23 protein-coding genes are annotated in these 23991 nt (G+C 62.2%); 5 read left to right on the top strand and 18 right to left on the bottom strand.

The window, feature by feature from the left end; translation table 11 throughout:
* Window positions 1–24: 24 nt before the first annotated feature.
* The 9 genes from NX782_RS24200 to mnmG form a co-directional block, all read right to left on the bottom strand.
* A complete protein-coding gene (locus tag NX782_RS24200; RefSeq protein ID WP_258848058.1) occupies window positions 25–558 on the bottom strand; it encodes a F0F1 ATP synthase subunit delta in 534 nt (177 codons plus the stop codon).
* Between the two features lie 2 nt (window positions 559–560).
* Window positions 561–1031 (bottom strand): F0F1 ATP synthase subunit B, encoded by a 471-nt coding sequence (locus NX782_RS24195; protein ID WP_258848057.1) that lies wholly within the window; start codon window positions 1029–1031, stop codon window positions 561–563.
* A 78-nt stretch (window positions 1032–1109) separates the two neighbouring features.
* On the bottom strand, window positions 1110–1352 hold the full coding sequence (gene atpE, locus NX782_RS24190; protein ID WP_091665119.1) for a F0F1 ATP synthase subunit C: 243 nt from the start codon (window positions 1350–1352) through the stop codon (window positions 1110–1112).
* A gap of 93 nt (window positions 1353–1445) precedes the next feature.
* Window positions 1446–2279: a F0F1 ATP synthase subunit A gene (gene atpB, locus NX782_RS24185; RefSeq protein WP_258848056.1), complete on the bottom strand. Its 834-nt coding sequence runs from the start codon at window positions 2277–2279 to the stop codon at window positions 1446–1448.
* The gene (locus tag NX782_RS24180; protein ID WP_258848055.1) at window positions 2276–2620 is read right to left on the bottom strand and encodes an ATP synthase subunit I; all 345 of its coding nucleotides are present in this window, start codon (window positions 2618–2620) and stop codon (window positions 2276–2278) included. The genes atpB and NX782_RS24180 overlap by 4 nt, the downstream gene beginning before the upstream one ends.
* A 318-nt stretch (window positions 2621–2938) precedes the next feature.
* On the bottom strand, window positions 2939–3820 hold the full coding sequence (locus NX782_RS24175; protein ID WP_258848054.1) for a ParB/RepB/Spo0J family partition protein: 882 nt from the start codon (window positions 3818–3820) through the stop codon (window positions 2939–2941).
* 38 nt (window positions 3821–3858) lie between these two features.
* On the bottom strand, window positions 3859–4629 hold the full coding sequence (locus tag NX782_RS24170) for a ParA family protein (protein WP_258848053.1): 771 nt from the start codon (window positions 4627–4629) through the stop codon (window positions 3859–3861).
* A 103-nt stretch (window positions 4630–4732) separates the two neighbouring features.
* Entirely contained in the window at window positions 4733–5380 is a 648-nt protein-coding gene (gene rsmG, locus NX782_RS24165) for a 16S rRNA (guanine(527)-N(7))-methyltransferase RsmG (RefSeq protein WP_258848052.1), read from the bottom strand.
* Complete coding sequence (mnmG, locus tag NX782_RS24160) at window positions 5377–7335, bottom strand: tRNA uridine-5-carboxymethylaminomethyl(34) synthesis enzyme MnmG (RefSeq protein ID WP_258848051.1); 1959 nt, start codon at window positions 7333–7335, stop codon at window positions 5377–5379. The genes rsmG and mnmG overlap by 4 nt, the downstream gene beginning before the upstream one ends.
* Window positions 7336–7501: 166 nt before the next feature.
* Between mnmG and NX782_RS24155 the strand changes: the two genes are divergently transcribed.
* Window positions 7502–8473: a DUF1176 domain-containing protein gene (locus NX782_RS24155; protein ID WP_258848050.1), complete on the top strand. Its 972-nt coding sequence runs from the start codon at window positions 7502–7504 to the stop codon at window positions 8471–8473.
* A gap of 28 nt (window positions 8474–8501) precedes the next feature.
* On the opposite strand, the gene NX782_RS24150 is transcribed toward NX782_RS24155, so the two are convergent.
* Complete coding sequence (locus NX782_RS24150; protein ID WP_258848049.1) at window positions 8502–9272, bottom strand: sulfite exporter TauE/SafE family protein; 771 nt, start codon at window positions 9270–9272, stop codon at window positions 8502–8504.
* A 110-nt stretch (window positions 9273–9382) separates the two neighbouring features.
* On the opposite strand from NX782_RS24150, the gene NX782_RS24145 reads away from it, so the two are divergent.
* Window positions 9383–10552: an iron-containing alcohol dehydrogenase gene (locus NX782_RS24145; protein ID WP_258848048.1), complete on the top strand. Its 1170-nt coding sequence runs from the start codon at window positions 9383–9385 to the stop codon at window positions 10550–10552.
* A gap of 3 nt (window positions 10553–10555) precedes the next feature.
* On the opposite strand, the gene NX782_RS24140 is transcribed toward NX782_RS24145, so the two are convergent.
* The 5 genes from NX782_RS24140 to NX782_RS24120 form a co-directional block, all read right to left on the bottom strand.
* Entirely contained in the window at window positions 10556–11395 is an 840-nt protein-coding gene (locus NX782_RS24140; protein WP_258848047.1) for an alpha/beta fold hydrolase, read from the bottom strand.
* A 74-nt stretch (window positions 11396–11469) separates the two neighbouring features.
* Complete coding sequence (locus tag NX782_RS24135; protein ID WP_258848046.1) at window positions 11470–12669, bottom strand: ABC transporter substrate-binding protein; 1200 nt, start codon at window positions 12667–12669, stop codon at window positions 11470–11472.
* 111 nt (window positions 12670–12780) lie between these two features.
* Entirely contained in the window at window positions 12781–14409 is a 1629-nt protein-coding gene (locus tag NX782_RS24130) for a GMC family oxidoreductase (protein ID WP_258848045.1), read from the bottom strand.
* Window positions 14410–14677: 268 nt separating this feature from the next.
* Entirely contained in the window at window positions 14678–15139 is a 462-nt protein-coding gene (locus NX782_RS24125) for a hypothetical protein (protein WP_258848044.1), read from the bottom strand.
* A gap of 48 nt (window positions 15140–15187) precedes the next feature.
* Window positions 15188–15574 (bottom strand): hypothetical protein, encoded by a 387-nt coding sequence (locus NX782_RS24120; RefSeq protein WP_258848043.1) that lies wholly within the window; start codon window positions 15572–15574, stop codon window positions 15188–15190.
* A gap of 168 nt (window positions 15575–15742) precedes the next feature.
* Here NX782_RS24120 and NX782_RS24115 point away from each other — a divergent pair, with 168 nt between their 5' ends.
* Complete coding sequence (locus NX782_RS24115) at window positions 15743–16504, top strand: 5'-methylthioadenosine/adenosylhomocysteine nucleosidase (RefSeq protein ID WP_258848042.1); 762 nt, start codon at window positions 15743–15745, stop codon at window positions 16502–16504.
* Here the strand turns inward: NX782_RS24115 and ald are convergent.
* Window positions 16493–17608, bottom strand: coding sequence for an alanine dehydrogenase (gene ald / locus NX782_RS24110; protein ID WP_258848041.1), 1116 nt, complete (start codon window positions 17606–17608; stop codon window positions 16493–16495). The genes NX782_RS24115 and ald overlap by 12 nt on opposite strands.
* A gap of 84 nt (window positions 17609–17692) precedes the next feature.
* Entirely contained in the window at window positions 17693–21340 is a 3648-nt protein-coding gene (gene putA, locus NX782_RS24105; RefSeq protein WP_258848040.1) for a trifunctional transcriptional regulator/proline dehydrogenase/L-glutamate gamma-semialdehyde dehydrogenase, read from the bottom strand.
* A gap of 213 nt (window positions 21341–21553) precedes the next feature.
* Between putA and NX782_RS24100 the strand changes: the two genes are divergently transcribed.
* Window positions 21554–22009 (top strand): Lrp/AsnC ligand binding domain-containing protein, encoded by a 456-nt coding sequence (locus tag NX782_RS24100; protein WP_036171419.1) that lies wholly within the window; start codon window positions 21554–21556, stop codon window positions 22007–22009.
* A 46-nt stretch (window positions 22010–22055) separates the two neighbouring features.
* Here NX782_RS24100 and NX782_RS24095 read toward each other — a convergent pair whose 3' ends face one another.
* Entirely contained in the window at window positions 22056–23036 is a 981-nt protein-coding gene (locus NX782_RS24095; protein WP_258848039.1) for a LysR family transcriptional regulator, read from the bottom strand.
* 172 nt (window positions 23037–23208) lie between these two features.
* Here NX782_RS24095 and NX782_RS24090 point away from each other — a divergent pair, with 172 nt between their 5' ends.
* Entirely contained in the window at window positions 23209–23448 is a 240-nt protein-coding gene (locus NX782_RS24090) for a hypothetical protein (protein ID WP_258848038.1), read from the top strand.
* Window positions 23449–23991 lie beyond the last annotated feature (543 nt).

Raw genomic sequence — 23991 nt, 5'->3', positions numbered from 1 at the left:
ACGCGGTAGACGGTGCAAAGATCCTCAGGCCACCAGCGCGTTGTGCATCTGCTGCAGCTTCGCGCGGACCGAGGTATCGAGCACTTCGTCACCGACGACCACGCGCACACCACCGATCAGCGACGGGTCGACTTCGACCGTGGGGTTCAGCTTGCGGCCAAATTTCTTTTCCAGCGTGGCGACCAGCGCATTGACCTGGTCTGCCGACATCTCGTACGCGCTGTAGACGGTGGCGTCGGCAGCGCCGGCCGAGGCGTTCTTCAGTGCGGTGAACTGCGCGGCGATTTCCGGCAGCAGCGCCACGCGGCCGTTTTCGGCCAGCATGGCGATGAAGTTCTGGGCCTCGGCGTTCAGCGGCGACTTGACCAGCGACGCAATCGTCTCGGCCAGCTGAGCCGCCGTGACGTTCGGGTTGCTGGCGAAAGCCTGCACGTCCGGATTGGCGCCGATTTGCGCCAGTTCCGCGACGATGCCGGACCAGGCTGCCATGTCGCCGTTCTGGGCGACACGGAACAGCGCTTCGGCGTAGGGGCGGGCGACGGTTGCGAGCTCAGCCATGATCAGAGCTCGGTCGACAGGCGGTTCAGCAGGTCGGCGTGGGCCGCTGCGTTCACTTCGCGCTTGAGGATCTGCTCGGCGCCGGCGACAGCCAGTGCGGCCACCTGGCCACGCAGTTCTTCGCGCGCGCGGGTGACTTGCTGCTCGGCCTCGGCCTTGGCGGCCTCGACGATACGGGCGGCTTCGACGGCGGCGTTCTGCTTGGCTTCTTCGATGATCGCTGCGGCACGCTTTTCGGCGTCGGCGATGCGCTTGGCGCTTTCTTCACGGGTCGATGCCAGTTCGGCGGCGATACGTTTTTCGGCAGCAGCCATTTCTGCCTTGCCACGGTCAGCAGCGGCCAGGCCGTTCGCGATCCTCTGGGCGCGCTCGTCGAGCGCTTTCATCACCGGCGGCCACACGAATTTCATCGTGACGCCAACGAAGATGAAGAAGACCACGAACTGAACAAACAAGGTTGCGTTCAGATTCACGGTAAATTCCTTCTCACAAAAACGGATGCCGAACCGCAGAGGTTCGGCTCTTCAGATCACTTGTCGTGAAAAGCGTGATTAGCTGGTGAACGGCTTGGCGAACACGAACAGCATGGCGATACCAACACCAATCAGGAATGCCGCGTCGATCAGACCAGCCAGCAGGAACATCTTGGTTTGCAGGGTGTTCATCAGCTCAGGCTGACGTGCCGAAGCTTCCAGGTATTTACCGCCCATGATCGCGATACCGATACATGCGCCAATAGCACCCAGGCCGATGATCAGACCGCAAGCCAGTGCAACGAAAGAAACGTCAGTCATGAGATTTACTCCAAAAGATTGAAAATTAAAAAAACTAGGAAATTTACTACTTCTTTACTACCACTATCTTGGTCGTTCTTGCGATCGCGTCGGTCAGTGGCTCTCGTGGGCCTGACCGATGTACACCAGCGTCAGCATCATGAAGATGAATGCCTGGAGGAGCACGATCAGGATGTGGAAGATTGCCCAGATCGAACCCGCCACGATATGGCCGAAGATGCCGAACACCGTGAACGTGGAACCAAGCAGTGCAATCAACAGGAACAGCAGCTCGCCGGCGTACATGTTGCCGAACAGTCGCATACCGAGCGACACGGTGCGGGCTGCGTATTCGATCATGTTCAACAGGAAGTTGAACGGAGCCATCCAAATGCCGAACGGTGCGGCAAACAGTTCATGAATCCAGCCGCCCACGCCCTTGATCTTGACGTTGTAATACAGGACCACGGCCAGCACGCCCAGGGCGATACCCATGGTGCCGTTCAGGTCGGCGGTCGGGACCACGCGGAAGTGCGGCTCGCCCATGCCGAGCAGGCGGAACAGGCCGGCGAACAGGTCGACCGGCAGGAAGTCCAGGCAGTTCATCAGGAAGACCCAGATGAAAACGGTCAGTGCCAGCGGCGCGATGAATTTACGGTCGCCGTGGATGATCGACTTCGACTGGTCTTCGACCATCTCGACCACGGTTTCGAGCAGGCCCTGGAAGCGGCCCGGCACACCGGAAGTGGCTTTACGCGCGCCCAGCCACATGACGAACACGCCGATCACGCCCATCAGCACCGACCAGAACACGGTGTCGTAGTTGATGACGCTGAAGTCGACAATGAAACCCTGATGGATATTGGTCAGGTGACCCAGGTGGTGCTGGATGTATTCGCCGGCGTTTGGCGCGTGCGCCGCGGCGTTTTCTACCGTTGGACTCGTCATTGTGAATGCCTAAATAATAAGATGATGTAACTTTTCAGCGCCACGATGAAGCCGCCCAACAGGGCCGGCCAATTCAGATCGTGGTACGCCCGCGCCACCAATACGAGCAGCGCCAGCGTCAAAGCAATCTTTACAAATTCCCAGATGAAAAACGTGGCGGGGTTCGCACCGCCCGGCTTTTGCGCGCTGGCGAATAGTCGAAGCGCCATGACACCGTTGGGAACGACACAACACAGCCCGCCAAGTACCGCCGAAAACATCGCAGACCACCCCCCAATCAGTCCGGCGATGATGCCGGCCACGATTGTTGCCAGGATTTGCAGGGAGACCAAGCGCAGCATTGTTATTGTTCTTTCGCGCTAGCCGTGTGGAACCGAGTTACGGTATGGTAATTACATGAATCAGCGGGATTATAAGGGCTTATGAAGGTCGTAGTCAAACTCTTCCGTCCTTATATCGCGGGCTTGGCGATGTAAAAACGACAAAGAAATTTGTGAGGAAACTGTGAAGTTTGGGCTGAATTTCGTAGTATTTCCGACATCTTGTCGTTATCTACCAAACGTCCAAGGTATGCATATACCGACGCTCAGCAGACGGGTGCGCAAGATGCGCTGTGGACAAGCCCGCACTTGCCCACAGCCGAATTGTGTCGTGGCCGCTCAGCCGCGCAGGCGCGCCAGTACACTTTCGAGGACGTCGAGGTCGGCAAAGTCGATGATCATCTGGCCTTTGCCCTTCTGGCCCATCTTGAACACGACCGGCGTCGCCAAGCGGTCGGACAGCTCTTCCTCGAGGCGCACGATGTCGCCCGACTTTTCCTTCTGACGCGCATTGACGGCCGGGGCATCCTGCTCTTCCAGCGTGCGCGCGACCAGCTTCTCGGTCTCGCGCACCGACAGGCGTTTGGCGATGACCTGGTTGGCCAGCGCGATCTGGCTGGCGGCATCGACCGCCAGCAGCGCGCGCGCGTGGCCCATGTCGATATCCCCTGCCATCAGCATGGTCTGCACCGGCTGGGCCAGGTTCACCAGGCGCAGCAGGTTCGACACCGCGCTGCGCGAACGGCCGACGGCATTCGCCGCCTGTTCGTGGGTGAAGTCGAATTCCGAGATCAGGCGTGCGATGCCCTGCGCTTCTTCGAGCGGGTTCAGGTCTTCGCGCTGGATGTTCTCGATCAGGGCCATCGCCGCCGCGTTCTGGTCGTCGACCTCGCGCACCAGCACCGGGATCTCTTCCAGGCCGGCCAGCTGCGCCGCGCGGAAGCGCCGTTCGCCGGCGATGATCTCGTAGCCGATGGCGCCCGCCCCTTCGATCGGGCGCACCAGCACCGGCTGCATGATGCCCTGACTCTTGATCGATGCCGCCAGTTCGGCCAGCGAACCGTCGTCCATGCGCGTGCGCGGCTGGTACTTGCCGGCCTGGATGCGGGTGACGGGCAAGGTCGACGGGCTGCCGGCCGGCGTCTGCGGGGTGTCGTGGGCGTCGCCGCCGAGCAGGGCGTCGAGGCCGCGGCCGAGTCCCTTCAGTTTTTTGGTTGCCATGATGTTGGACCGTGTCTGTTCTAGTGTTTTGGTGTGAATTACATGGTCTTGATGCGCTCGACCATCTCGGCGCCGAAGGCGATGTACGCCTGGGCGCCCTTGGCGGACGGATCGAACACCACGCCCGGGATGCCGTACGAGGGCGCTTCGGCCAGGCGCACGTTGCGCGGGATGATGGTTTTGAAGACCTTGTCGCCGAAGTGCTGCTCGAGCTGGCTCGACACCTGCTGCGACAACGTCATGCGCGGATCGAACATCACGCGCAGCAGACCGATGATGCGCAGGTCGTGGTTCAGGTTGGCATGCACCTTCTTGATCGTGTTGACCAGGTCCGACAAACCTTCCAGCGCGTAGTACTCGCATTGCATCGGGATGATGACGCCGTGCGCGCACACCAGGCCGTTCAGGGTCAGCATCGACAGCGCCGGCGGGCAGTCGATCAGGATGAAGTCGTAATCGGCATCGACCTTGGCCAGGGCTTCCTTCAGGCGGCGTTCGCGGTTGTCCAGCTCGACCATCTCGACTTCGGCGCCGGCCAGCTCGCGGTTGGCCGGCAGCACGTCGAAGCGCCCTGCTTCGCTGCGCAAGCGCGCAGTCGCGACGTCGGCCTGGCCGAGCAGCACTTCATAGATCGAGGAGCTCAGCCCAGCCTTGTTGATGCCGGCGCCCATGGTGGCGTTGCCCTGCGGGTCGAGGTCGACCAGCAGCACGCGCTGGTTCAGCTTGGCCAGTCCGGCGGACAGGTTGACGCTGGTGGTGGTCTTGCCAACCCCGCCCTTCTGATTTGCTACGCAAAAAATTTTCGCCATGTATGCCTTTATAAAGCCATACCGTTAATACCATTAAAACGATTTATACTGTTTACACGGTAATACGGTATGAACTGTTTATACTGTTTAGACGGTTACGCCCTTATGCCGATTTCGCGATCAGCACCAGGTGGCGTTCCGCGCCCAGCCTGGGCACCTGCAGGGGCTGCACCCCGGTCACCTTCCATTCGGCCGGCAGCCTTTGCTGCTCGTCCTGCGGCGCCACCCCTTTCAGGGCGATGTACCTGCCCTGCTCCGCCAGCAGGTGCGAAGACCAGTTCACGAAATCGGACAGGTCGGCAAATGCGCGCGAGGTGATGACGTCGAATTTATCGCTCACCTGCAGTTCTTCCACGCGCATGGTGTAGATGGTGACGTTGGCCAGGCCCAGCTGCGCTTTGACCTGGGTGAGGAAGGCCGTCTTTTTGTGCACGGTGTCGATCATCGACACTTTCATGTCCGGACGTGCGATTGCCAGCACGATGCCGGGCAAGCCGCCGCCGGCGCCGACGTCCAGCACGTTTTTCGCGCCGGCGAAGGCGGGGACTGCAGCCAGCGAATCGAGCAGGTGGTGGGTCACCATCTGCATCGGGTCGCGCAGCGAGGTCAGGTTGTACACCGAGTTCCACTTGAACATCAGGGCCAGGTAATCCAGCAGCTGTTCCTGCTGGGCCGGCGTCACCGCGAGCTGCATCTCGGCGATGCCTTCACTCAGCACCTGGCCCAGGGTAGTACGGTCGAAGTTCTTCATTCAGCCAGCTCCTGTTTCGGCTCTTCGCCCGCATTTTCCGGTGGCACACTGGTAAAGCCCTTGGCGCCGCGCTTTTTCAGGTGCACCAGCAGCAGCGAGATCGCGGCCGGGGTCACACCGGAAATGCGCGAGGCCTGGCCCAGGGTTTCCGGACGCTGCTTGTCGAGCTTCTGGCGCACTTCGATCGACAGTGCCTGGATCTCCAGGTAGTTCAGGTTTTCCGGCAGTTTCAGGTTCTCGTAGTAGTCATGGCGTTCCACCTCGCGCGCCTGGCGGTCGATGTAGCCCGAATATTTCAGCTGGATTTCGACCTGTTCCTTCACCGCCGGATCGGCCACGCCGGGACCAGCCAGCGCCTGGCCTTCACTACCCTGCAGGCTCATCAGTTTGTCGTAGTCGACGCCTGGACGGCGCAGCAGGTCGGCCAGGTTGTACTCGCGTTCGATGGCTTGGCCGATCACGCGCTCGGATTCGGCCGCGGCCAGGATGCGCGGGTTGACCCAGGTTCCACGCAGGCGTTCCAGCTCCAGCGCCACGGCTTCGCGCTTGCGTTCGAAGGCTTCCCACTGCGCATCGCCGACCACACCCAGCTTGCGGCCGATTTCGGTCAGGCGCATGTCGGCATTGTCTTCGCGCAGCGACAGGCGGTACTCGGCGCGGCTGGTGAACATGCGGTAGGGCTCGGCCACACCCTGGGTCGTGAGGTCGTCGACCAGCACGCCGAGGTAGGCTTCCGAGCGGCCCGGGGTCCAGGCGTCACGGCCCTGGGTCTGCAGCGCGGCATTGATACCGGCGAGCATGCCCTGCGCCGCCGCTTCTTCGTAGCCTGTGGTGCCGTTGATCTGGCCGGCGAAGAACAGACCATTGATCGCCCTGGTCTCCAGCGAAGATTTGAGACCGCGCGGGTCGAAATAATCGTATTCGATCGCATAGCCGGGACGCAGAATAAAAGCGTTTTCCAGGCCGCGCATCGAGCGCACCAGGGCCAGCTGCACGTCGAAAGGCAGGCTGGTCGAGATCCCGTTCGGGTAGAACTCGTTGGTGGTCAAGCCTTCCGGCTCGAGGAAGATCTGGTGCGATTCCTTCGAGGCGAAGCGGTGGATCTTGTCTTCGATCGACGGGCAGTAACGCGGACCGACGCCTTCGATCACGCCAGTGTACATCGGGCTGCGATCGAGACCGTTGCGGATGATCTCGTGGGTCTGCGCATTCGTGTGCGTGACCCAGCACGGCACCTGCTTCGGGTGCATCGCCACATTGCCCATGTACGAAAAGACCGGGACCGGATCGAGATCGCCCGGCTGCTCGGTCATCTGGCTGAAGTCGATGCTGCGGCCGTCGATGCGCGGCGGCGTGCCGGTTTTCAGGCGGCCTTGCGGCAGCTTCAGTTCTTTCAGGCGCGCGGACAGCGACACCGCTGCCGGATCGCCGGCGCGGCCGGCCGTGTAATTCTGCAGGCCGACGTGGATCTTCCCGTCGAGGAAAGTACCGGCCGTCAGCACCACCGCCCGGGCGCGGAACTGCAGACCGATCTGGGTCACGGCGCCGACCACACGGTCGCCTTCGACCATCAGGTCGTCGACCGACTGCTGGAACAGCCACAGATTCGGCTGGTTTTCCAGGCGCGAGCGGATCGCCGCCTTGTACAGCACGCGGTCGGCCTGGGCACGGGTGGCACGCACGGCCGGGCCCTTGGACGAGTTCAGGATGCGGAACTGGATGCCGGCTTCGTCGGTGGCGATCGCCATCGCACCGCCCATGGCGTCGACTTCCTTGACCAGGTGGCCCTTGCCGATGCCGCCGATCGAGGGGTTGCAAGACATCGCCCCGAGGGTTTCGATGTTGTGAGTAAGCAATAGGGTCTTCTGCCCCATGCGTGCAGACGCGAGCGCCGCTTCGGTGCCGGCATGGCCGCCGCCAACGACGATCACGTCGAATTCTGTCGGAAATAGCATGATGGAGTGTGCTGCGAGGAGAGTTAAGCAGGGATTATAGATTCTTTTTTCCGTACGGCTTCGCTTAGGGTTCGAAAACGACAGAAATTGTTTCACGTGGAACCAAAACGGAAGCCCCGCTCAGCATTGCGTTACCATCGCATCACCGATGATGAGGACCAACGCAATGATGAATAAACTGCCGATTGCCTTATGTTCCGTACTGGCCGCGAGCATGGTCCATGCGGCCGAACCCAGACACGTCGTGTTCAGCCACTTCGACTGGGAACTCGTCTGTGACAACACCGGTACCTGCCGCGCCGCCGGACCGAACACGCCGGTCGAGGCCGAGCTGCAAGTGGCGTCCGCCGACGAAGCGCCGGCCCGTGTCGCCATGCGGATCGATGGCAAGCCGCTCGGTGACGTCAGTCTGAACAAGGCCGGCGGCAAGCTCAACATTGCCCAGACGTCTGCCCTGCTCGCTGCCGTCCGCAAGGATTCGGATATCCAATGGACTTCGGGTAAACAGCGCTGGGTGTTGTCGAGCACCGGCGCCAGCGCCGTGCTGTTGAAGATGGATGAATATCAGGGACGCATCGGTACACCCGGCGCACTCGTCCGCAAGGGAACCAAGGCCGAAGCAGCGGTCCCCATGCCGACCCCTGTGCCTGTTTTAAAGGCAGCGCGCGTCACCGGCGATGATGTCGACCAAGGCCTGCTGAGCAAGAAACAGCGCCGCGATCTGCTCGCCGAGTTGCGCCGCACCCTCGTCGACAAGGATGGCTTGCTGTGTCCCGACTTCGACGAGAACGCGCAAGACCCGAATAAGCCAGACTTGCGCCGGCTGTCCCGGCAGCAGCTGCTGGTCTCACTGACCTGTTGGACGGCGGCCTACAACAGCGCCGACGCGTACTGGGTCGTCAACGCCACTCCGCCCTACTCCCCCGTTCTGGTCACGACCAACGGCAACGAGTACGCCGGCGGCGTTATCACCGCTTACCAACGCGGACGTGGGCTGGGCGATTGTACGAACACCGATAGCTGGACTTGGGACGGCAGCAAGTTCCAGCACACCGAGTCCGCGATCAGCGAACTCTGCAAAGGCTTTCCCGGTGGCGCCTGGCGCATGCCCAGTTTGACTGTCAAAGTCATTCGCTAAAAAGGGCTGCGCTGTTTCACGTGAAACATTACCAGCCCAGCTTCATAAACGAATCGTAGGCTGTCTTTACAATCAGCAGCGACACCACCACCAGGAACAGCTTGCGAACAAAACCGCTGCCGTGCTTCAGCGCCAGCCTGGTGCCGATCAGCGAACCGCCGATCTGGCACACCGCCATCAATGCGGCCAGCTTCCAGATCAGGTGGCCGCTGTAGCCGAACCAGATCAACGCCGAGACATTGCAGGCGACGTTGACGATCTTCGCCGCCGCCGATGCGCCGAGGAAGTCGAAGCCGAAGAAACGCACGAACATGAAGATCAGGAAGCTGCCGGTGCCCGGACCGAAGAAGCCGTCATAAAAACCGATGGCGGCGCCGACGCCGGTGGCGAGCAGCCGCTCGGTCATGCCGCTGTGCACCGGCGCATGCACCGAACCGAAATCCTTCTTCTTGAAGGTATAGATGGCCACCGCCAGCAGGATCAACGGCAGCAGGCTGCGCACGAAATCACCCGGCACCCGCGTCACGGTCCAGGCGCCGACGAAGGCCAGGGCGAAAGCAGCCACCGCCGCCGGGGCGGCCGTGCTCCACGCCACCCGCACCCGTCGCGCATATTTGACGGCCGCCACCGAGGTGCCGCACATCGAGGCCAGCTTATTGGTCCCCAGCAGCGTCGCCGGCACTTCCTTCGGGAACACGGCAAAGATCGCCGGGATCTGGATCAGTCCTCCTCCTCCTACGACAGCATCGACGAGACCGGCAAGAAAGGCCGCGCTGGCCAGGAGGACGACATCAAACATGGGAACAAATGCAAGCGGGATGAAACCGCCATTGTACGGTAACGAATTGCGGGACCTGGTGTAAGCTTGAGGAAACACAAGAAGCACAACACCAACAGGAGACGACGATCATGCCGACCGCTACCCCCGCCTTCAGCTTCCACACCGTGCCCGGCATCGTGTCCGAACCCGGCGTCTCGCTGCGCCTGGGACAACTCGTGGCCGAGCGTTTTCCCGGCCTGCGCCGGGTGCTGGTCGTAACCGATCCCGGTTTCCAGCGCACCGGCCTGGTCGAACCGGCGCGCGCCAGCCTGGAACGGCATGGCATGCAAGTGACGGTGTATTCGGAGGTGATGGCCGATCCGCCCGAGGCCGTGGTCCAGGCGGCAGCCCAGTTCGCCCGCCAGCACGGCACCGAACTGGTGATCGGTCTGGGCGGCGGCAGCTCGATGGACGTCGCCAAACTGGTGGCCGTACTGGCCGGCAGCGAGCAGCCCCTTGCCGAGATGTACGGCATCGGCAAAGTGAGCGGTCAGCGCCTGCCGCTGGTGCAGGTGCCGACCACTGCCGGTACCGGCTCCGAAGTCACCAACATCGCCATCGTCACCACCGGCGAAACCACCAAGATGGGCGTGGTCGCATCCCAGCTCTACGCCGATCTGGCGGTACTCGATGCGAACCTGACCGTGGGCCTGCCCCCGGCCGTCACCGCCGCCACCGGTATCGATGCCATGGTGCATGCGATCGAAGCGTATACCAGCCGGCACAAGAAGAATCCGCTGTCGGACATGCTGGCGCGCCAGGCTTTGTCTCTACTCTCGAGCAACATCGTGAAGGCCTGCGAGAACGGTCATGATTTGCAGGCGCGGCAGGCGATGCTGCTGGGCGCCTGCCTGGCTGGCCAGGCGTTTTCGAATGCGCCGGTCGCGGCCGTGCATGCGCTGGCTTACCCGATCGGCGGCATTTTCCACGTTGCCCACGGCCTGTCGAACTCCCTGGTATTGCCGCATGTGCTGCGTTTTAATTTACCGGCAGCAGCGGGTCACTATGCGGAACTGGCCGGCATCGTCGTGCCGCACGCCAGCGGCAGCGAGGAAGCGCGCGCCCAGGCGCTCATTGTTGCGATGCAGCAGATCGCCAAGATCACGGGCGTGGAGACCACCCTGCAGCAGGTCGGCATCGCCGAACGCGACCTCGACCGGCTGGCTGACGATGCGATGCTGCAGACCCGGCTGCTGGGCAACAACCCGCGCGAGCTGACGCGCGAGGATGCGCGCGCGATTTACGCGGCGGCTTTGTAAGGTTTAGAACGTGCTCTGCGGCTTCTTGGCCGCAAAAAAATCCAGCAGCAGCGTGTTCACCCGCTCGTGCGCGGTCAGCTGCAGCCAGTGGTCGGCGTCGCGGATGCGTTCGAAGCGGAATTCGCCGTCGACGTAATGCGCCGAGTCGCGCATCTGCTTTTCGCCGAGGGCCGGGTCGCGGTCGCTCCAGATCCCCATCACCGGCACTTTGACGCGCGGCAGAGATTGCGGCAGCGCCAGCTTCATGTTGGCGCGGTAGTAGTTCAGCGCGGCCGTCAGGCGCCCCGGCGGATCGAGATCGCGCTTCCAGAACTCGGCCTGGCCCGGCTCGCTGGTGAACTGGCGCAGCGCGAACCAGTCGGCCGCCCGCAGCGTGTGCTCGGCAATGCCGGGCATGCAAAAGAACGGGATATACGACATCCGCAGGTGCTGCAGGACGCCGGCGTGGGCGATCGCCGATGGGTGGCCGGTCGACATCGCCACGAAGCGCTCGATGCGCTCTGGCGCCAGCGCCGCCAATTGCCAGCCGATGATGCCGCCCCAGTCGTGGCCGACCAGGTGCACCTTGTCGATGTGCAGCGCATCGAGCAGGCCGAGCACGTCGGCGCGCAGTTTATCCAGCGTGTAGTCGAGCACCTGCGGCGGCGCATCGGTGCGGCCATAGCCGCGCAGGTCTGGCGCCAGCACGCGGAAACCGGCGCTGGCCAGCACCGGCACCTGCTTGCGCCAGACCAGATGGGTGTCGGGAAAACCGTGCAGCAGCAGGATCACGGGGCCCTGCCCGGTCGTGGTGGCGTGGATGTGGATGCCGTTCGCGTGTACCATCAGGGATTCGTCGACCACATTCGCCTCCTATGCTCAAGCCGGTTCGCACCAACCCGGTCGCCCAGTGATGCGAACCATTCTACCCAGCTTGTCTATTTCCACGCCGCGCACTTGGTTTCCGCTTTCGCGGTATACGCCTGGGCGCCCGGAATCGTCGACACGACCTTGTAGTAATCCCACGGTCCCTTCGATTCCTTCGGCGTCTTCACCTGCATCAAATACATATCGTAGACCATGCGGCCGTCCGGGCGGATCTCGCCGTTCTTCGTGAACATGTCGTTGATTTTGGTCTTCCTGAGCTGGGCCATGACCTTGTCGGCATCGTCGCTGCCGACCGCTTTGACGGCGTTCAGGTAGTTGGTGGTGGCCGAATAATCGGCCGCCTGCAGCATCGACGGCTGCTTTTTCATCTTCGCAAAATAGCGCTTGGCCCAGGCGCGGGTCTGGTCGTTCTGGTCCCAGTACCAGCCGTCGGCCAGGTACAGGCCCTGGGTGGTGTTCAGGCCGAGGGTGTGGATATCGTTGATGAACACCAGCAGGCCGGCCATCTTCATGCTCTTGGTCAGGCCGAATTCGTTGGCGGCTTTCATCGCATTGATGAAGTCGCCGCCAGCGTTCGCCAGGCCCAGCACCTGGGCTTTCGACGACTGCGCCTGCAGCAGGAAGGACGAGAAGTCGGAAGCCGACAGCGGATGCTTGACGCTGCCGACCACGCTGCCGCCGTTGGCCTTGATGATGGCGCTGGCATCCTTTTCCAGCGACTGGCCGAAGGCATAGTCGGCGGTTAGAAAATACCAGGACTTGCCGCCCTGCCTGATCATGGCCGGCGCCGCCACCCGCGCCAGCGCCACCGTGTCGTAGGCGTAGTGCACGGTGTAGGGCGAGCATTCCTCGTTGGTCAGGCGGGCCGAACCGGCACCGATGGCCATGAAAACCTTTTTCTTTTCCTGCGCGACCTTGGCCATCGCCAGGCTGGCGCCGGAATTGGTGCCGCCGATCAGCATGTCGACGCCCTGCTGGTCGAACCATTCGCGCGCCTTGCTGGCGGCAATATCCGCCTTGTTCTGGTGGTCGGCGACCATGAACTGGATTTTCTTGCCGTTCACGGCACCGCCCAGGTCGGCGATCGCCATGCGCACGGCCTCGGCGCCGCCATTGCCGTCGATGTCGGAATAGACGCCGGACAGGTCGGTGATCATGCCGATCTTGATGGTGTCGCCCGACATCTGGGCCTGGGCGGTAAAAGACAGGGCCGCGGCAGTGGCGGCGATGGCGATGGCGCTGCGTTTCATGGGCGAGTCTCCGTTAAAGAAATTGTTATGTAAAAGCCACGATACAACACATCGTTTGCGCCGGCGCCGGTGTCTCGTCTGCGCCAGCGCAAACCCCTTGTGCGTTTTCGCTCAGCGTGTGTCCTGCTGGGCCAGCAGTTGTGCCGTCTTCTCGGCAATCATCAGCGTCGGCGAATTGGTATTCCCTGACGTAATAAAAGGCATGATCGAGGCATCGACCACGCGCAAGCCGCGCACGCCTTTGACGCGCAGTTCGCTGTCGACCACCGCCAGCGGATCGTCAAGTTTGCCCATGCGGCAGGTCCCGACCGGGTGAAAAATCGTGGTGCCGATCAGGCCGGCGGCTTCGGCCAGTTCTTCTTCGGTGCGGTAATGCGGGCCCGGCTTGAATTCCTCGGGCCGGTATTTCGCCAGCGCGGGCGAGGCGACGATGCGGCGCGTCAGCGCCAGCGCGCGCGCCGCCACTTGCCTGTCCTCCGGCGTGCTGAGGTAGTTCGGCGTGATTTTCGGCGGCGCGTAACTGTCGTTCGCGGCGATGCGCACATGCCCGCGCGAGGTCGGGCGCAGGTTGCAGACGCTGGCCGTGAATGCCGGAAAACCGTGCAGCGGGTCGCCGAATTTTTCCAGAGACAGTGGCTGCACGTGGTATTGCAGATTCGGCGTGGCCTGGCTGTCGTCGGAACGGGCAAAGGCGCCCAGCTGGGACGGCGCCATCGACATCGGTCCGCTCTGGAACAGCATGTACTGCAGTCCGATCTTCGCCTTGCCGAACCAGTTCGCGGCGGTCGTGTTGAGCGAGGGCGCGCCGGTGATCCGGTAGACCATGCGCAGCTGCAGGTGGTCCTGCAGGTTCTCGCCCACCCCCGGCGCATCGACCAGCGGGGTAATGCCGTGCCGGGCCAGACTGGCGGCCGGTCCGATGCCGGACAGCTGCAGGATGGTCGGCGAACCGATCGCGCCGGCGGCCAACAAGGTTTCGCGGCGCGCGCTGGCCGTAAAGGCGCGTCCGCCGCCGGTGAACTGCACGCCGCGGCACAGCGGGCCCTGGGGCGTGGCCTCGATCAGCAACTTTTCGACATGGCTGCCGGTCATGATGGTCAGATTCGGCCGCTGCGAAGCCGGTCTGAGGAAGGCTTTCGCCGTATTCAGGCGGATGCCGCGGCGCTGGTTGACTTCGAAATAGGCACAGCCGGCGTTATCGCCGCCGTTGAAATCCTCGACTTTGGGAATCCCGACGTCGGCCGCCGCTTCCCGAAAAGCGTCCAGGATTTCCCAGGACAGGCGCTGGCGCTCTACCCGCCACTCGCCGCCGCTGCCGTGAATCGGAGTTTCGCCCTGGTGATGGTCTTCGCTGCGGCGAAACAGCGGTAATACCTGGTCCCAGCGCCAGGACGGATCGCCGGTGAGCTCGGCCCAGCGCTCGTAATCGCCGGCCTGGCCGCGCATGTAGATCATGCCGTTGATCGAGGATGAGCCGCCCAGCACTTTTCCGCGCGGGTAAATCAGAGCGCGGCCACCCAGGCCGGGCTCGAGCTCGGTGCGGAACAGCCAGTCGGTGCGGGGATTGCCGATGCAATAAAGGTAGCCGACCGGGATGTGGATCCACAAGTAATCGTCCTTGCCGCCGGCTTCGATCAGCAGCACCTGGACATCGGGTTTTCGCGTCAGGCGATTGGCAAGCACGCAACCGGCAGTGCCGGCGCCCACGATGATGTAGTCGTATTCCCCTGCCGATTCCACGCTGCCCCCTCTATCCCTGGATATGGTGATGCTTCGTTCAAGCAAGCTTACCAGATCGTCAAGGCCGAGGCACTGTGGATAAGCTTTTGCATATCCACAGGTATCGATTGTGCGAAACGCGTGTTTTTCGCACAGCGCGATTTTTTATCCATTTTTTCCCTCAGGCAAACGCAAGGCAAGCCCACCGGCTTATGCGGCACGTAAACGCCTGATCTTGTGGAAAAAAGGAGGCTTATCCACAGATGAGCACCCCCGTTAACTACTACCACTATTCTGTATACAAGCTTTTGGTTGTAAACCTGGCGACGCGTTTCGTTTTCGCGGCCTCGCCGAAAAAAAAATGTCGACTTCGGATGGGCTGACGCCCGGACCGCTTGGCGACGTCGACGACAGCGCCTGGACGGTTTTGCTGCTTTCCTGCCCACGCAAAAAAAAATTTCGACTTCGGCAAGGACTTCATGCCGGCCAAGAACCAGGTGCCTACCCTGCCGGCGGCCACCAACCAGGGTGAAGCTTGCAAAACGGCTCCGAAAACAGCCGGGAAGCCGGTCAACTTGCCGCCACTGTGGACAAGCCCATGCATATCCACAGGATCGAATGTGCGAAACCGTGCAACTTGCCCACTGCCGTTTTTTTGTTCAGTTAACGTCCTCTTCAAAAGCAAGCCTTGTTCAGGCGTTTGGAAGCCACGTAAACCCTTGAGCTTGTGGAGAAAATTCGTCTTATCCACAGAACGGCAGGCGTTTACTATCACTACCAATTTATATATCTCTACAAGTTAACTAATACAAAGAAGCGGCTGCGCGTGGAAAACCTCGAGCTGGGCATTGAAAACCGAACGCAGCCGAAGCGAAAGCCAACACGGCGCACGCGTTTTTTTGTCTTCAGGAAGAAAGTGGAAGCGCCAAGGTTGGCGCAAGGAAGAAAGTTGGCTGTCTGCCAGCCTTGTTGGTGACCACTGAATCGCCAGCGACTGATCGCTGCAAGGTATGCAAATCGACAAGTTCAGCGCCATCAATGCCTGCAAAACTGCAGCGTCTGTGGAAAAACGCCTGCATATCCACAGCAGCAAATGTGTAGAAGCCACTTTTTTGCTGCTTGAGCTGCTTTTGTCCAAGATCGGTTCAGCTTGGATACAATGCTTTTCCAGCGCATCCAGACGCACGTAAACCGTTGATGCTGTAGACAAAACGCTTCTTATCCACAGCAGAGTCCGCGTTTACTATCTACTACCAGTTTTTATATACATCTTGTTTTATTAAAACACTGGGCTGTAAAACCGCGCCGTGCGAACAGCCGAACGGCCTTCAAGACCATCCAGGACGAGAAAAACATGCGATTAGGGATCATCAGCGCTTTGCACGAAGAACAGCAGGGGCTCGTGGAGGCCATGCAGAAGCCCTACAAGCTCATCCACGGTATGCGTGAGTACTGGACAGGACAACTCTGGGAAATCGACGCTGTGTGCGTTTTATCGCGTATTGGCAAGGTTGCCGCTGCCATGACAGCCACCACGCTTGTGGAGAAGTTCGGTGTTACCCACATCCTGTTTACGGGTGTCGCTGGTTCTGGCGACCCATCGGTGCGGGTTGGCGACATCGTGGTGGCGGAAAACCTGGTCCAGCACGACATGGATGCGAGTCCGCTGTTTCCGCGTTACGAAGTGCCGCTGACGGGACTCAGCCATTTCGCGAGCGATCGCCAGTTGGCGCTGGCGCTGAGTCACGCGGCCCAGCGGTTTATCGAACTCGAGCTGGAAAAAGCCATCGATCCCCAGGAAAGGGCCGCATTCGCGCTCCACGCGCCGCGTGTGCACCGTGGTCTCATCGCCAGCGGCGACCAGTTCGTCAACCACAGAGAGCGTATCCAGGCCCTTGGCGGGGCTCTGCCGGGTTTGCTGGCGGTGGAAATGGAAGGCGCCGCGGTGGCACAGGTGTGTTTCGAGCTCGGCATCCCGTTCGGCGTGATCCGCACGATTTCCGACAACGCCAACGAAAACGCGGCCACTGACTTCATGCGTTTCGTGAAGTCGGTGGCCGCGCAATATGCCTTTTATGTGGTCAGGCAGTTCTGTTCAGGCCGCTCAGGCCAGTAAGGTATCGGCCGGCACGTAGTCGTAGCCCAAGTCTTTCGCCACGGCCGCGTAGGTGACCTTGCCCTGGCAGACGTTCAAACCGTTCTTCAGGTGCGGATCCTCGCGCAGCGCCTGGCGCCAGCCCTTGTTCGCCAGCGCCACCGCATGCGCGATGGTGGCGTTGTTCAGGGCGAAGGTCGAGGTTCGCGCCACTGCGCCTGGCATGTTCGCCACGCAATAGTGCACCACGCCGTCGACCATGAAGGTTGGATCGGCGTGCGTGGTCGCATGCGAAGTCTCGAAGCAGCCGCCCTGGTCGATCGCGACGTCGACCACCACCGCCCCCTTCTTCATGCGCGAGACCATGTCGCGCGTCACCAGCTTCGGTGCCGCCGCGCCCGGCACCAGCACGCCACCGATCACCAGGTCGCTCGAGACCACCGCTTCCTCGAGCGCATGGGCGTTCGAATACAGGGTCGTGATCCGGTTGCCGTAGACCAGGTCGAGCTGGCGCAGGCGGTCGATGTTTTTATCGAGCACCGTCACCCGGGCGCCAGTGCCGACCGCCATCTGCAGCGCATTCGTGCCGACCACCCCGGCGCCGATGATCACCACGTGACCCGGCGCCACACCCGGTACGCCACCCAGCAGCAAGCCCATGCCGCCTTTCGATTTTTCCAGGTGGCTGGCGCCGGCCTGGATGGCCATGCGCCCCGCCACTTCGCTCATCGGCGCCAGCAGCGGCAAGCCGCCGCCCGGCCCGGTGATGGTTTCGTAGGCGATGCAGATGGCGCCCGACTTGACCAGCGCCGCGGTTTGCTCCGGATCCGGCGCCAGGTGCAAATAGGTGTACAGGATCTGGCCCTCGCGCAGCATCGCGCATTCCTGCGGCTGCGGTTCCTTGACCTTCACGATCATGTCGGCGCGTTCGAAGATCTCCTTCGCGCCGGCAACGATGCCGGCGCCCGCCGCGACATACTGCTCATCCAACAGCCCGATTTCGAGACCGGCACCGGCCTGCACCAGCACCTGGTGCCCACGCGCCACCAGTTCACGCACGCTGGCTGGGGTCAGGCCGACCCGGTATTCATGGTTTTTGATTTCCTTCGGAACGCCAACTAACATGTTTGTCTACCTCCAAGTTGAACAACTCAAAACGACTGCACATGTGAAAACCGGGGCAAGCGCCCCGGTCGTTTCTTCTTATGATTACAAGCCCAGCGTCATCAGGCTTGCGTTACCGCCAGCGGCGGTCGTGTTGACGCACAAGGCCCGTTCCGCCACCAGCCGCCACAGGGCGACCGCCTCGCCCGGCCGGGTATCGACGATGCCGACGATGGCGCCCTGACGCGCCGCCAGTTTCACCTGCAGCTGGCCTTTGACGCCGCTTTCCACCAGCGCCATCTGGATCTCGGCATTGCCCAGTTCCGCTTCGCCGATGAAGCGCACGCGCTCCTTGACCTCTGCCGGCAGGCTGCCCAGCACCTGGTCGCGCGCATCGGCCAACACCAGTGCGCGGTTGCCGGTGACCAGTACCGCCGCCAGCTGGTTCAACACACCCTTCACGTCGCCCGCTGCGCACAGGATCGTGCCGCGCGGCGTGAAGCCGAGCTCGTTGCGCTCGCCGGTCGGGCCTGGCAAGTCGATGCGCACGCCGTCCAGCGTGGTGGTGGTGTAGCCCTCGGCCAGCACGGCGATGTCGCCGTGACCGTGCGCCTGCATCCAGCCCAGCAGGGCGTCGAGTGCGGCATTGCTGTGGCGTGCACGCTGCAGCAGCGGCAGCGCATTCTTTTGCAGGCGCTTCAGGTAGAGCGGGCCGCCGGCTTTCGGACCGGTGCCGGATTTACCCTCGCCGCCGAAAGGCTGCACGCCAACCACGGCGCCGACGATATTCCGGTTCACGTAGATGTTGCCGACATGGGCGCGCGCCGTGATGAAATCGATGGTCTCGTCGATGCGCGAGTGGATGCCCAGGGTGAGGCCATAGCCGGTCGCGTTGATGGTGTCGACCACCTTGCCCAGGTCCGCACGGCGGTAACGCACGATGTGCAGCACCGGACCGAAGACTTCGCGCTGCAGTTCAGCCATCGAACCGATTTCGAGCACGGTCGGCGGCACGAAGGTGCCCTGCGCCTGCAGGTCGGCCGGCAGCTCGAGCGCGAAATACTGCCTGGCGCTGGCTTTCGTACGCTCGATGTGGCCCAGCAGGTTCTGCTGCGCTTCGCGGTCGATCACCGGGCCGATATCGGTGGCCAGGCGGTCCGGCACGCCGACGCGCAATTCCTGCATCGCGCCCTTGAGCATTTTGATGGTTTTATCGGCAATGTCTTCCTGCAGGAACAGCACGCGCAGCGCCGAGCAGCGCTGGCCGGCGCTGTCGAAAGCGGACGACAGCACGTCCTGCACCACCTGCTCCGGCAGCGCCGAGGAATCGACGATCAGTGCGTTCTGGCCGCCGGTCTCCGCAATCAGGGGGATATCGCAGCCCTCGTCGACCGCGCGCTTGGCCAGCGTGCGGTTGATCAGCTGGGCGACTTCGGTCGAGCCGGTAAAGATTACGGCCTTTACGCGCGGATCGGCAGTCAGCGCGGCGCCGACGGTCTCGCCGCGGCCCGGCAGCAGTTGCAGCGCACCCGCCGGCACCCCGGCTTCATGGAACAGTTGCACGGCGCGGTGCGCGATCAAGGGGGTCTGCTCGGCCGGCTTGGCCAGCACCACGTTGCCGGCGGCCAGTGCCGCGGCGACCTGGCCCGTGAAAATCGCCAGCGGGAAGTTCCACGGGCTGATGCAGGTCACCGCGCCCAGCGCCCTGGCGCCGCCCTCTTCGCGGATTTCGGCCGCGTAGTAGCGCAGGAAGTCGACCGCCTCGCGGATCTCGGCGATCGCATTCGGCAGCGACTTGCCGGCTTCACGCACGGCCAGCGCCATCAGCTCGGCCATGTTTTGCTCGAACAGGTCGCCGACTTTGGCAACGATGTCGGCGCGGGCATCGGCGCCGAGTCCCTCCCAGGCCGGGAACGCGGTTTGCGCCGCCTGCAGCGCGGTGTCGACATCGCCGATCGTCGCTTCGGTCACCTGGCCGACGATATCGGCCGACTGCGCCGGATTGAGCACGTTGATCGCGCCGACGGCTTCGAGCGGACCGTCGACCAGTGGCGCTGCCAGGTAGTGGCGCGGGGCGCCGAGGGCATCGGCCAGGTCGCGCAGCACGTTTTCGTTGGCCAGGTCGAGGCCGGCGGAATTCTGGCGGCCGGCGCCGAACATGTTCACAGGCAGTGGAATGCGCGGGTGCGGCAGGCCGCGGGCGGCGCGCGCCTGCTCGAACGGATCGGCCAGCAGGGTGTCGATCGGCACGCTCTCGTCGACGATCTGGTTCACGAAGGACGAGTTGGCGCCGTTTTCCAGCAGGCGGCGCACCAGGTAGGCCAGCAGCGTTTCGTGCGAACCGACCGGCGCGTAGATGCGGCAGGCTTTGCCCAGGTTGCCGGCGCCGACGACCTGGTCGTACAAGGTTTCGCCCATGCCGTGCAGGCACTGGAACTCGTAGTTCGAGACGCCGTCCGCCTTGGCCCAGGTGTAGATCACGGACAGGGTGTGGGCATTGTGGGTGGCGAACTGCGCGTAGATGACGTCGGTCGCCGCCAGCAGTTTTTTGGCGCAGGTGAGGTAGGACACGTCGGTGTAGACCTTGCGCGTGTACACCGGGTAGCCGGACAAGCCGTCGACCTGGGCGCGCTTGATCTCGGCATCCCAATACGCGCCCTTGACCAGGCGTACCATGAATTTCCGGCCGCTGCGGCGCGCCAGGTCGACCACGAAGTCGATCACGAAGGGGCAGCGTTTTTGATAAGCCTGCACCACCAGGCCGATACCTTCGAAGCCGGCCAGTTCGGCGTCGAACGCGAGCGCTTCCAGCATGTCGAGCGAAATCTCGAGGCGGTCGGCTTCCTCGGCGTCGATGTTGATGCCGATGTTGTACTGCTTGGCCAGCAGCACCAGCTTGCGCACGCGCGGCAGCAACTCGCCCATCACGCGCGCGTACTGCGCGCGGCTGTATCTCGGGTGCAGCGCCGACAATTTGATCGAGATGCCCGGGCCGTCCTTGATGCCGCGGCCGTTCGAAGCACGGCCGATCGCGTGGATCGCCGCTTCGTAGGATGCGTAGTAATTTTCGGCATCGACTTCGGTCAGCGCCGCTTCGCCCAGCATGTCGTAGGAGTAGCGATAGCCGCGGGTTTCGTTCTCGCGGCTGTTCTTGAGCGCTTCATCGATGGTCTGGCCGGTCACGAACTGGTTGCCCAGCATGCGCATCGCCATGTCGACGCCCTTGCGGATCAGTGGCTCGCCGCCCTTCGCGATCAGGCGCGTCAGCGCCGCGCCCAGACCCTTTTCGCTGCTGCTCGAGACCAGCTTGCCGGTGATGAGCAAGCCCCAGGTGGCGGCGTTCACGAACAGCGAAGGCGATTCACCCAGGTGCTTTTTCCAGTCGCCACGGCTGATCTTGTCGGCGATCAGGCGGTCGGCGGTCTCCGCATCGGGGATGCGCAGCAGCGCTTCGGCCAGGCACATCAGCGCCACGCCCTCTTCCGAGGACAGCGAGAATTCGTGCATCAGCGCGTCCACGCCCGACGAGCGGGTGCGCTTTTCGCGCACGCTCGACACCAGGCGGTGCGCCAGCGTCCTGGCGTCGGCGGAGGCGCTGGCACCCTGCGCGAGCAGCCATTCGACGGCGGCGGTTTCATCGCGGCGGTAGGCGCTGGTGATCGCGGCGCGCAGCGGCGTCTGTTCGCGTTTGGTCTCGGCCTGCAGGGCGTCGAAGGGAACGAAGGTGATGGCCGGGGTGGCGGCAATGTTCATGAAAACTCTGGCTAAAAAGTAATAAACAGGGGGCGCACATGCACAAAGCGCCGGTCCATCGGGGATGGCCGGCGCAGCTGCAAATACGGATACATGAATTCGATTGTAGAGGGAAATCTTCTGGATTAATTCTGTTTTTACAGAAGACTAGCAATAGATAGTTTTTGGTGAGAGAATTTGACCAAATAATATTTATAGTGGAGAGCGAAGAACATGCTGGACAAGATCAGCAAGAAAATCCTTGCCGAGTTGCAGAGCGACGGCCGCATCAGCAACGTCGAGTTGGCTGCGCGTGTCAACCTGTCCCCCGCCGCCTGCCTGGAGCGGGTTCGCAAGCTGCACGAGTCCGGTTACATCATGGGTTACACGGCCCAGCTGAATCCGCAACTGCTGGACGTGTCGCTGCTGGTCTTCATCGAAGTGGTGCTGGATCGCACCACCCCGGAAGTGTTCGACGCCTTCAAGCAGAGTGTGCAATTGATCCCGGAAGTCCTGGAATGCCACATGGTGGCCGGCGGCTTCGATTACCTGGTCAAGGCGCGGGTGAAAGACATGGCGGCCTACCGCGAATTCCTCGGTAAAACCCTGCTGCAGAAAGGCGTGCGCGAGACGCACACCTATGCGGTGATGGAAGAGGTCAAGAACACCACCAAACTGCCGATCAAGTGATCGACCTGGACCCCCGCCAAGGCGGCCGGCGAGGTCGGGGGCGAGGTCAGGCAATCTTCTCCATTTTTTCCGACATCTCGGACTTTTGCGGCAGCGTTTTCTGCGCCGTCACCGACAATTGTTCGAGGTTCTTGCGCAGCCAGCGGTGCGCCGGGCTGCGGCCATCGCGTTCGTGCCACAGCATGTCCAGGTGCACGGCCGGCAACTGGAACGGCAGTTCGCGCCACACCAGGGTGTCGGCGGCGCCGGTCGAGGCGATCAGGTGGCGCGGCAGCACCGTCACCAGGTCGGAATTGGCGACCACCCGGCCGGCGGTGAAGAACTGGTTCACGGTCAGCAGGATGCGGCGTTCGCGACCGATCTGGGCCAGCGCCTCGTCGACCAGGCCGTGGGCTCGGCCCGAAAAACTCACCAATAAATGGTCCGCCTTGCAATAGGCGTCCAGCTCCAGCTTGTCCTTGGCCAGCGGGTGGTTCTTGCGCATTACCGCCACATACTCACCCGAATACAGGCGCTCGTGGCGGATCGGCGAGCCGGTTTCATACGACAGCTGGGCCGCCACGCCGGGGAAGAAGCCGACCGCGAGATCGATGTCGCCGCGCAGCAGCATCGGCCGCGGTTCGCGCGTGGTCAGCGGCACCATGCGGATGTTCACCCCCGGCGCTTCCTTTTCAATCGAACGTACCAGCGAGGGCAGCCACAGCGCCGCCGTGGCATCCGCCATCGCCAGGCGGAACGTGGCCTGGGCCTTCGACACATCGAAGGTTTCCGGCATCACCGCCGCTTCCAGCGCGGCCAGCGCCTGGCGCACGGCCGGCCACAGCGCTTCGGCGCGCGGCGTCGGTTTCACGCCGTAGGCGGTACGGATCAGGAGCTCGTCGCCGAGGCTTTCGCGCAGGCGCTTGATGGCGTTCGACACCGCGGGCTGGGTCATCGCCAGATGGCCGGCGGCGCGGGTCAGGTTTTGCTCGGTCATGACGGCGTCGAAGACGCGGAGCAGGTTCAGGTCAAGCGTGAGAAAGCTCATGGGATCCGTTGGGGCGACGTTTTTCAGTGGCAGTTAGTGTACCCGATTTCCATTCACGATCAGTATAAGGATCATCAGGAAAGGTAATTAGAATTATATGTTGCGTTGCACTATAGTTACATCGAACCTTAACATCCAAACCCATCCGTACGCTTAACCGAGCCTTAGCACCATGTCTTTCGCCGACACCCTGTTCCAGCTACCCCTGAGCGCCGTGCCCTTCACGCAGCTCGCCATCGGCCTGGCCGAACTGCTCGTGCTCGGCGCCGTGCTGATGTTCTTCCGCCCTCTCCTGATCGGCATCGCCCGTGCGCTGGTGCTGGTGGTGCGCCCCCGTCCGGCCAAGGACGCGTCGGCCGCACGCCGCAAGCTGGGCCTGGCGCCCGCTACCGAGGGCGCGCTGCGTTCCTGATCCTTCATTACCGTCTTTCTCCTTGAACGGCGCCGGGCAACCGGCGCCGTTTTTTTTCGTCCGTCGCACCCGCCAGCGACCGCTTGCCCTTCCCGCACCGAGCAGGAATGACGAATCGCCGTCGACTTCCGGTCGATCCGGTTTTCTGGGATTTTTTACTTGTTTGATTTAACAATTAGTCGTCATCGTATGCGATGTGCATGAAATCGAATATCGACAACGCATGAAGATAAGCATCAATTGATGCGTATTGGATGGAGGATGAAAGGCGTTGTCCGATTGTCGGGTACATGCCGCTGGTTCTGCGGAACTACATGTTGTTGCCTCTAGAAGCTGTATGAAGAGCGCATAATGATTAATGATATAGCTGAGATGGCGCCATAAAAAGCGAAGTTCAACAAAGGTCGATAAATATGTATGAGTCACAGTTACATCGATTCTTTCGAACGCATGCGCCGCCAGCGCCTTCATGACTTCACATGGGGCCCCACCCCCACCAAAAAAACGGCAGTCGCGCAGTCAAAAAATCGGGGCGAAAAAAAA

This window comes from Massilia norwichensis (assembly GCF_024753245.1).
In the GTDB taxonomy this organism is placed as follows: domain Bacteria; phylum Pseudomonadota; class Gammaproteobacteria; order Burkholderiales; family Burkholderiaceae_D; genus Telluria; species Telluria norwichensis.
The sequence above is the reverse complement of the archived record's forward strand: the minus strand, read 5'-3'. Positions and strand labels throughout refer to the sequence as shown.

Excerpts from the sequence above, each read along its gene's own strand:
- NX782_RS24200 (WP_258848058.1), bottom strand. The coding sequence starts at position 558 with ATGGCTGAGCTCGCAACCGTCGCCCGCCCCTACGCCGAAGCGCTGTTC.
- atpE (WP_091665119.1), bottom strand. The coding sequence starts at position 1,352 with ATGACTGACGTTTCTTTCGTTGCACTGGCTTGCGGTCTGATCATCGGC.
- atpB (WP_258848056.1), bottom strand. The coding sequence starts at position 2,279 with ATGACGAGTCCAACGGTAGAAAACGCCGCGGCGCACGCGCCAAACGCC.
- NX782_RS24180 (WP_258848055.1), bottom strand. The coding sequence starts at position 2,620 with ATGCTGCGCTTGGTCTCCCTGCAAATCCTGGCAACAATCGTGGCCGGC.
- NX782_RS24175 (WP_258848054.1), bottom strand. The coding sequence starts at position 3,820 with ATGGCAACCAAAAAACTGAAGGGACTCGGCCGCGGCCTCGACGCCCTG.
- NX782_RS24170 (WP_258848053.1), bottom strand. The coding sequence starts at position 4,629 with ATGGCGAAAATTTTTTGCGTAGCAAATCAGAAGGGCGGGGTTGGCAAG.
- rsmG (WP_258848052.1), bottom strand. The coding sequence starts at position 5,380 with ATGAAGAACTTCGACCGTACTACCCTGGGCCAGGTGCTGAGTGAAGGC.
- mnmG (WP_258848051.1), bottom strand. The coding sequence starts at position 7,335 with ATGCTATTTCCGACAGAATTCGACGTGATCGTCGTTGGCGGCGGCCAT.
- NX782_RS24155 (WP_258848050.1), top strand. The coding sequence starts at position 7,502 with ATGATGAATAAACTGCCGATTGCCTTATGTTCCGTACTGGCCGCGAGC.
- NX782_RS24150 (WP_258848049.1), bottom strand. The coding sequence starts at position 9,272 with ATGTTTGATGTCGTCCTCCTGGCCAGCGCGGCCTTTCTTGCCGGTCTC.
- NX782_RS24145 (WP_258848048.1), top strand. The coding sequence starts at position 9,383 with ATGCCGACCGCTACCCCCGCCTTCAGCTTCCACACCGTGCCCGGCATC.
- NX782_RS24135 (WP_258848046.1), bottom strand. The coding sequence starts at position 12,669 with ATGAAACGCAGCGCCATCGCCATCGCCGCCACTGCCGCGGCCCTGTCT.
- NX782_RS24115 (WP_258848042.1), top strand. The coding sequence starts at position 15,743 with ATGCGATTAGGGATCATCAGCGCTTTGCACGAAGAACAGCAGGGGCTC.
- ald (WP_258848041.1), bottom strand. The coding sequence starts at position 17,608 with ATGTTAGTTGGCGTTCCGAAGGAAATCAAAAACCATGAATACCGGGTC.
- putA (WP_258848040.1), bottom strand. The coding sequence starts at position 21,340 with ATGAACATTGCCGCCACCCCGGCCATCACCTTCGTTCCCTTCGACGCC.
- NX782_RS24100 (WP_036171419.1), top strand. The coding sequence starts at position 21,554 with ATGCTGGACAAGATCAGCAAGAAAATCCTTGCCGAGTTGCAGAGCGAC.
- NX782_RS24095 (WP_258848039.1), bottom strand. The coding sequence starts at position 23,036 with ATGAGCTTTCTCACGCTTGACCTGAACCTGCTCCGCGTCTTCGACGCC.
- NX782_RS24090 (WP_258848038.1), top strand. The coding sequence starts at position 23,209 with ATGTCTTTCGCCGACACCCTGTTCCAGCTACCCCTGAGCGCCGTGCCC.